We start from the raw sequence: 6,603 nt of genomic DNA, 5'->3' as shown, positions 1-6,603 counted from the left end.
GCGTCGTTGGTGCGCAGGATCCGGCCGTGCTGGTCGCCGCCCATCTCGGCGATGGCCATGCCGGAGGGGGCGTACTCGAAGGCCTGGCGGAAGGACTCCTCGCTGGCACGCAGGGCCTGCTGCTCGCGCTCCAGACGGACGAGGGCGCGCTGCATGTTGGCTCTCAGCCGCGCGTTGCTGATCGCGATGGCGGCCTGGAAGGCGTACATCTGCAGGGCTTTGCGACCCCAGGCACCGGGCCTGCGTCCGTTGCGCGGCCGGTCGACGGAGATGACCCCGATCAGCTCGCCGCCGGAGGCGCCGGTCGCGTACATCGGCGCGAAGAGCCGGTCGGAGGGGTGCCACTCGTCCTCGAAGCGGGGCGCGGGGCCGTCGGCGTGCCACTGCGGTACGTCGTCCTCGTCGAGGACCCAGCCCTCGGTGTGCGGGATGAACCGCAGATCGCCCCAGGCCTCGCCCATGCTGAGCCGGCGGTCCCAGGAGGCGCGCGAGCCGACGCGGCCGGTGATGAGGGCCTCTGCCGCGGAGTTACCGGCGAGGGCGGCGACGACGAGGTCGCCGTCGGGGCGTACGAGGTTGACACACGCCAGCTCGTAGCCGAGGCCGTTGACCACTCCGTCGGCGACGGTCTGCAGTGTGTCGGCCAGGCCGCGGTCGGTGTTCATGTCCGCCATGACCTGGTGCAGTTGGTCCAAGGCGGTCAGGTCGACGTGGGGGGCCGGTGCCACCACCACGGTCGTCGGGCGCGGTGCGGGCTTCCGTGTGTCGGCGCCTTCCTGCTGCACGGAGGCCGCCGCCAGGGGAGCACCGAGCACCTGCTCCTGCGACTCCGGTGGTTGCTCCGGCTCCTCGTGCGTCTCATGCCCCGACAAAACGCTGCGCAGGACACGTCCGGCCTCTGACACGCCCATCTCGTGCGCGTGCCGCAGCCACCGAACGGCCTCATTGAGATCGCCGTCGCCGTCCTGCAGGTGGTGCATGCCCTGTGCGTAGGCGGCGTGGCCGATCTCGGCCCGGTCCGACGCCAGGCGCAGCTCTGCCCGCTCCTGGTCGGTCGCCCCACGAAGCCGGGCCATCACCGCGTCGAATCCGGCGTCGAGCTCGGTTTCGGTCGTCTCGAAGGGGGCGCTGCGATCGTCATTTGTCACGGGCGTGCCTCCCTCGGCCGAGCGGCAGTTGATAGGACTCCAGTTTCGGGGAGGCCCGCAGTTTGGTGAGAGCCACCCCGAGCGTCTTCTTCACGGTATTGGGACTGATGCCCATGAGCCGGGCCGTCTCATTCATGGTCAGCCGTGCCACGTGATGGAAGTGAAGCGCCTGGCGCTGGCGCTCGGTCAGGTCCGCCAGAGCTCGCTTCAAGTCCACGGACCGGCTGGTGCTGTCGTCGACCAGGATGCCGCACTGCGGTGCGACGCCGTGGGCGAGCGCCTCGAGGTCCTCGCTCGCGGCCGCGGCCTCCCGCGTTCTGCCGCGTTTGCGCCAGTGGTCCACGATGCGGCAGTGGGCAATCGGGAACAGGACCATCGCCAGGTCGTCGTACGTCGCGACATGTTCCTCGAACTTCGAGAAGAAGGTCGCCCAGGTGTCCTGGCACACGTCCTCCGCGTCCTGCTTGCGGGCCCCGCCGAGCTGCGAGACGACGAATCGCCAGACGCGCCACTTGTAGGCGTCGTAGCAGTCCCGCATGGCCAGTTCGGCAGGGCCCCGGTCCTCCGCGTCGCCGTCGCGGACGTGCTTGGTCACCTGTCGAGGTCACCACCCGCCGCATGGTCCGGCGGCCGCAACGCCTCCTCTGCCACAAGACTGCTGCCCACCTCCAGTGACCACTGGGCGCCGGCGCAACTGTGTCGGATACGCGCCGTGCGTCCGGTGGCGGTGACCGCTTCGGCCACGGCGGTGATCGCCTGCCGCTGTTCCCGCGCGAGCCTCACCCGGCCGCCGACCCGGATCGCCAGCGCGCCCAGGGCCAGCACGCCGGCGAGTACCGACGCGATCTCCTGAGGACCTACCGAATCGAGCACGTTGCGCCTCGCTTTCATCTCCCGACAGCATCGACGCATACATCGCTCGCCATCGGTGAAACGGGTACCTCCCCTCGGAAAATTTCTGAAATGTCGCTCAGCATTCGTTCCGTCCGCGCGCGTGAGGGCCTGTCACGACTGCGATATCGAAATCCCATTCGGTCGAGCGGCGGATTTTCGAACAGTAAATGCCCCTCGGAGCCCGCAGGGTGCCGGACGCGGTGGACGACCAGCTGATCAGCCGGCCACCGGTAGTTCGTCAATTCCGGCGGTGGCGTGGGTTGACGGCAGGTCGGGTTGGTCGCAGGAAGTGAACTGCCTTGTTGGGGGCTTGAGATGAGCGCCCACAGTGGCTGCCTCTTCCTGTTTGCCGGCGGGCCCGCCGACGCCTGAGACGGAGCGGGGCAGGCTGCCCCGACTGCCGTGTGGGACGAGGGCAGTCGGGACGGCCACGCCCCAGAGGGTCTGGAGAAAGGGGCTTCCGCTGATGAGGGCTCTGGTCCTATCGTCTGGGCTCGTGATCAGTAATGGTGTTCCGGTGCCCCCGACGGTCTACCCGCTCGCCAAGGGGCGTGTGTGGGCCATGCTGGCCGGCTCTGTGGTCTTCGTCGCGGTGGGCATTGCCTTCCTGGTCGCTCACAGCACTGTGAAGATGACTGTGGCGGGGGCGCTGGCCGTGCCCTTCTTCGGGCTCTGCTCGGTGATCATCATCCAGCGCCTGCTCCGCGACCGGCCGGAGCTGGTGCTGGACGACGGGGGAGTGGACCACGTGAGGCTGGGCCGTTTCGGGTGGGACGAGATAGCCGCCGTACGGATACGTGAGCAGCGGGTGCGGAACACCTCGCAGAGGTTCATCGAGCTGGTGCTGCACAACCCGGACGCCTATCTGGCGCGAGCGCCCAAGCTCGTCCGCAGCACCGCGTCCATGAACGCGCGACTCGGCTTGGGTCCGGCCAACATGGCCACGAACACCTTGCCGGTGTCGCCTGAGGCGGTCGTGGACGCGATGCGGCGCCACTGCCCCGGTCTCGCAGTACAGCACTGAGCGCGCACCTTGGCCGACCGGCTCTACTGCGAGCCGTGAGGTGTATGAGACAGAGACCAGATCGTTTGAGCCGGGAGAATGCGCCGGCTAAGGCGCTTGGTTGCACCACGTGACCCCTCGGAAGGGTCATGCCCGAGTACGCGCCAGCGGTGTCGGTCTGTCGGTCAGAACGGATCGAGGCCGCCCAGCTCGGTGCCGTCGATGTCCGGGAGGTCGGTGTGCGAGATGTCGGGTGCGGGCCAAGGGTCGTGCGGATCCGACAGGGTGAAGCCACCAGACCCGACTCGCCACTCCTCACCACTTGGAGAAGGAAGCTGGTCCCCCGTCTGCAATGGCGCCAGTTGGCCCCATATGGAGGTGAAAATCGGTTCGTCGGTTTTCGGTTCTGTGAAGTCGGCCGTTGGCCCCCTCGGGGTGAAAATCGGCCCGTTGGTCTCGGGGCGGCGTGGTCGTGAGGCGCCCGGCGACCCCGGCTCGGAAGAGCCCGGATGACGCGGTGGCTCCGCAGATGCCGGCGTCGCGGCGTCAGCGGGAACAGGCCCTGACGCCATCCGTCGGTGGGACGACGGCCCGCGGGGCCGCCGGAAGCGGGGCTGCGAATCAGGTCCTTCCGAGGATTCCGGCCCCATCACGGACGGGCGGTCGGGCATGGGTGCCGGTATGTCGACGGCTGGAGTGGGTACCGGGTCCGCCGGGTGGGATGGTCCGGCCGCGCTCGCGTAGTGGCGCAGCGAGCCGGTCAGCTCCTGCAGGCGGTCCACATTGAGGTTGTGCAGGGCTTCGCCGATGAGGCGGGTTACGTCGTCGGTGAGTGCCACGAAGGTGGGATGCAGGATGTACTTGCCCAGCTTGACCGCGGTCTTCAGCGTCTGCTTGCCGTCGGCCACGTCGGTGACCAGGGTTGCGGTCCAGCCCTCGGGGGAGGTGTGCGGGAGCATCAGCCTCCCGAGGACGTCGAAGGCGTCGGCCGTTCCCGCTTCCCCGGGATGGGGTACGGCGGCCTGACCCGGCACGCTCGCCGCGCCGAGGTCGCGCTCCGACCAGCTGTGTGCCCGTATGTGCAGGGCGAGAGCGAGAGCGGTGTGGACGAATCCCTCCTGCGCTGCGATCCCGACCGGCGGATGGTCTGGCAGGTCGGGCCCCAGCATCGCCTGTGTCTGTCCCGCCAGCGTGCCCAGCGCCCACGCCCGCCGAGCCGCATCCGCAGGCTCCCGTCGCAGCTCCCGGGCCGCATCACGAGCGGCGCTCAGCACCCCACACGCCAGTCGATCAAGCTCCTCGGGTGACGTGGTGGACCACTGACGCGGCTCCGGACGGTCCTCGGCGTCCATGCTGCTCCCCCTCCCCGGCCGGCCCGACAGCACGAACAGGAAAGGCCGGAAAGCCCAGGATGCCCCGCCCCTTGGCTTTGTTCCAGACCCGAACACGGCAACACTTGGACCACCGAAAACAGAACTGTCTGTGGTTCCAGCACCTGTCAATAGCCCCACCAGGAATGCCGGATCGGTGCCCCAGCACTCATTCCGGGTCACAGCCATGGGCGGAGTGGAGAGCTGAGCACGCCTGGAGGCGCACGGGGATCAGCAGGCGCCACGGGAACTGATGGCGAGGCGAATCAAAGGAAAAGCAGGTGCCGAGTCATGGGCCGTGCGGGCAGCATGCCCGCATGTCTACCGAAGTCAGCGGGATGATCGAGTGTCGACCAGGTGCCCGCCTCTGGGGCCCCGACGACGAGGACTCCATGTGGCATGCCGCCATCGACCTCTTCCTGCTCAACAACGGCAACGCCTACGACGCCCTCGCCTGCCTCTTCGGTATCCGGAACTACTTCGGCTTCCACCCTCTGGCCGAAGGCCGCGGTTTTCCTAGCGACGTATCCGAGGGCCTGCGGATCGAATACGCCGTGTACGGCGGCCCTCCTGACGTCCACGGCACAACATGGATCACCTGGGCCGAACTCGTCGCAGCCGACTGGCAGGAAACAGATGGTTCCGGCATGCGAAGCCGAGAATCAGTCGCCGGAGACAAAACCGCCTGGGGACCGGTCTGGAGCGTAATGCGGACACTCGGCGAACTCCACGGAGCGGACCATGTGCGACTTGTTGCCTGGTTCCACTGACCTCGACTCCGCGGCGAAGCGCCGCTTGCACGTACGGCACCCTGCTGACCCAGGCCAGGCGTCTGGCCGATCAGCTCGTGCCGGACTGAGGCTGTCGATACCGAGACCGAGACCGAGACCGAGACCGATACAGAGACCGTGACCGAGACTGCGGGCACGGTCGAAGTGGCCGGCTTGCGGCCCCTTTCGAAACAGCGTGTGGTCCCAACTCGGTCGCGATTGTTGAGAATCGTGACGGTGTGGCCGGGTGGTGCGTCAGGTGATGCTGGGCAGGGGTGGGGTCCAGCGGTGGGCGCGGGGCGCTGTGCCGGTGACGCCGTAGTCCTTTTTCAGCTGTTCGGGGATGGCGTAGTGCATGACGCGTCCGCGTGTGAGCGAGGACAGTTCGAGGATGGTGGTGAGGTGGCCGAGCCGGTCCAGTGCCCAGGCGCCGAGGGGCGAGCGGTCCTCGATGGTTTCCAGGACGCCCAGCAGATGAGGGACGGCCTTGACGACGGTGTCCCAGGGGGTGCGCGGGACTTGGAGCCAGTCGGCGCAGGTGTCGCCGATCAGGTGGCGGATCAGCGCGGAGACGATCGGGTCGAAGAAGGTGCCGGGGACGACTTCCTCGTACAGGTCGATCAGCTGCCGGGTGAGGTGCGCGCCTTCCTCGGACGGTGCCATGTGGCGGATCATGTACAGGTCGAGGAATTGGCGGGCTTCCTCCAGCGTCTTGGGGACGCTGTCCTGGTCGACGCCGAGCATCGCTCCGACGACTCGCCAGGCGTAGAAGTACGCATCGGCGCCCTCGGGGGACATGTGGATGCCCAGGCGGTGCAGAGAGTCCAGTACGAGCAGGGAGAAGAACATCTGCCCGCCGATCATGTCCTCCTGACAGATCGGCACGCCCAGTGTTTCGCTCTCCCAGCGGTTCTCCCGCTTGAGGTGGTGGCGGATGGAGGCGTGCAGGAGGCGGACCTTCTGGGCGGCGGGGATGAAGCGGCTGCCGGCCTCGAACGCGTCGGGCTGCATGAGGTAGACGGTGAATTGCCCGGTCTCCGCCATCCGCTTGGAGGGGTACTTCAGACCGTGGGTGGCCGACAGCAGCCGGGCGACGTGCGGGACGACGTAGCAGGCGGGCATGGAGGCGAACGACAGCGCGGTGGAGATGTGCACGTTGTTGTCGATGAAGAACAGACGGGCCTTCTCCATCTCGGCCCAGTCCACCCAGTCCGGCGGGGCGCTTGTCACCTGGAGGTACTCCCGGGCCACATCGGGCAGCCCGTCGGGCAGGGGAGCACCTGCGGTGGACACGTACCGCATAAGGGTGTTGAACTTGCCGACCTCTCCGCGTTCGAACAGGGTGGCGACGGTGGCGTCGGCGAGTTCGTCACCGGCTTGGCGGAGGGCGTCCAACGACGCCTCGGTGTAAGTCATCA

At 67.9% G+C, this 6,603-nt stretch carries 7 protein-coding genes; 2 read left to right on the top strand and 5 right to left on the bottom strand.

The genetic code is table 11. The annotated features are described in order from the left end of the window. The 3 genes from ABZS97_RS23270 to ABZS97_RS23260 form a co-directional block, all read right to left on the bottom strand. A partial coding sequence (locus ABZS97_RS23270; protein ID WP_356140233.1) for a GAF domain-containing protein occupies positions 1 to 1,148 on the bottom strand: 1,148 nt, incomplete at its 3' end. Next, entirely contained in the window at positions 1,138 to 1,743 is a 606-nt protein-coding gene (locus ABZS97_RS23265) for a sigma-70 family RNA polymerase sigma factor (RefSeq protein ID WP_356140232.1), read from the bottom strand. The genes ABZS97_RS23270 and ABZS97_RS23265, both read right to left, overlap by 11 nt. Beyond that, positions 1,740 to 2,021: a hypothetical protein gene (locus ABZS97_RS23260; protein ID WP_356140231.1), complete on the bottom strand. Its 282-nt coding sequence runs from the start codon at positions 2,019 to 2,021 to the stop codon at positions 1,740 to 1,742. The genes ABZS97_RS23265 and ABZS97_RS23260 overlap by 4 nt, the downstream gene beginning before the upstream one ends. Before the next feature lie 538 nt (positions 2,022 to 2,559). On the opposite strand from ABZS97_RS23260, the gene ABZS97_RS23255 reads away from it, so the two are divergent. After that, the gene (locus ABZS97_RS23255; protein ID WP_356140230.1) at positions 2,560 to 3,066 is read left to right on the top strand and encodes an STM3941 family protein; all 507 of its coding nucleotides are present in this window, start codon (positions 2,560 to 2,562) and stop codon (positions 3,064 to 3,066) included. A 164-nt stretch (positions 3,067 to 3,230) separates the two neighbouring features. Here ABZS97_RS23255 and ABZS97_RS23250 read toward each other — a convergent pair whose 3' ends face one another. Next, entirely contained in the window at positions 3,231 to 4,397 is a 1,167-nt protein-coding gene (locus tag ABZS97_RS23250) for a hypothetical protein (protein ID WP_356140229.1), read from the bottom strand. 335 nt (positions 4,398 to 4,732) lie between these two features. Here ABZS97_RS23250 and ABZS97_RS23245 point away from each other — a divergent pair, with 335 nt between their 5' ends. After that, positions 4,733 to 5,185 (top strand): hypothetical protein, encoded by a 453-nt coding sequence (locus ABZS97_RS23245; RefSeq protein ID WP_356140228.1) that lies wholly within the window; start codon positions 4,733 to 4,735, stop codon positions 5,183 to 5,185. A gap of 255 nt (positions 5,186 to 5,440) precedes the next feature. Here ABZS97_RS23245 and ABZS97_RS23240 read toward each other — a convergent pair whose 3' ends face one another. Further along, complete coding sequence (locus ABZS97_RS23240) at positions 5,441 to 6,601, bottom strand: oxygenase MpaB family protein (protein WP_356140227.1); 1,161 nt, start codon at positions 6,599 to 6,601, stop codon at positions 5,441 to 5,443. Between the last annotated feature and the right edge of the window lie 2 nt (positions 6,602 to 6,603).

The organism is Streptomyces sp. NPDC005485 (genome assembly GCF_040606085.1).
Classification (GTDB): Bacteria; Actinomycetota; Actinomycetes; order Streptomycetales; family Streptomycetaceae; genus Streptomyces.
Note: the sequence above shows the minus strand (reverse complement) of the source record. Positions and strands in the feature narration are given on the sequence as shown.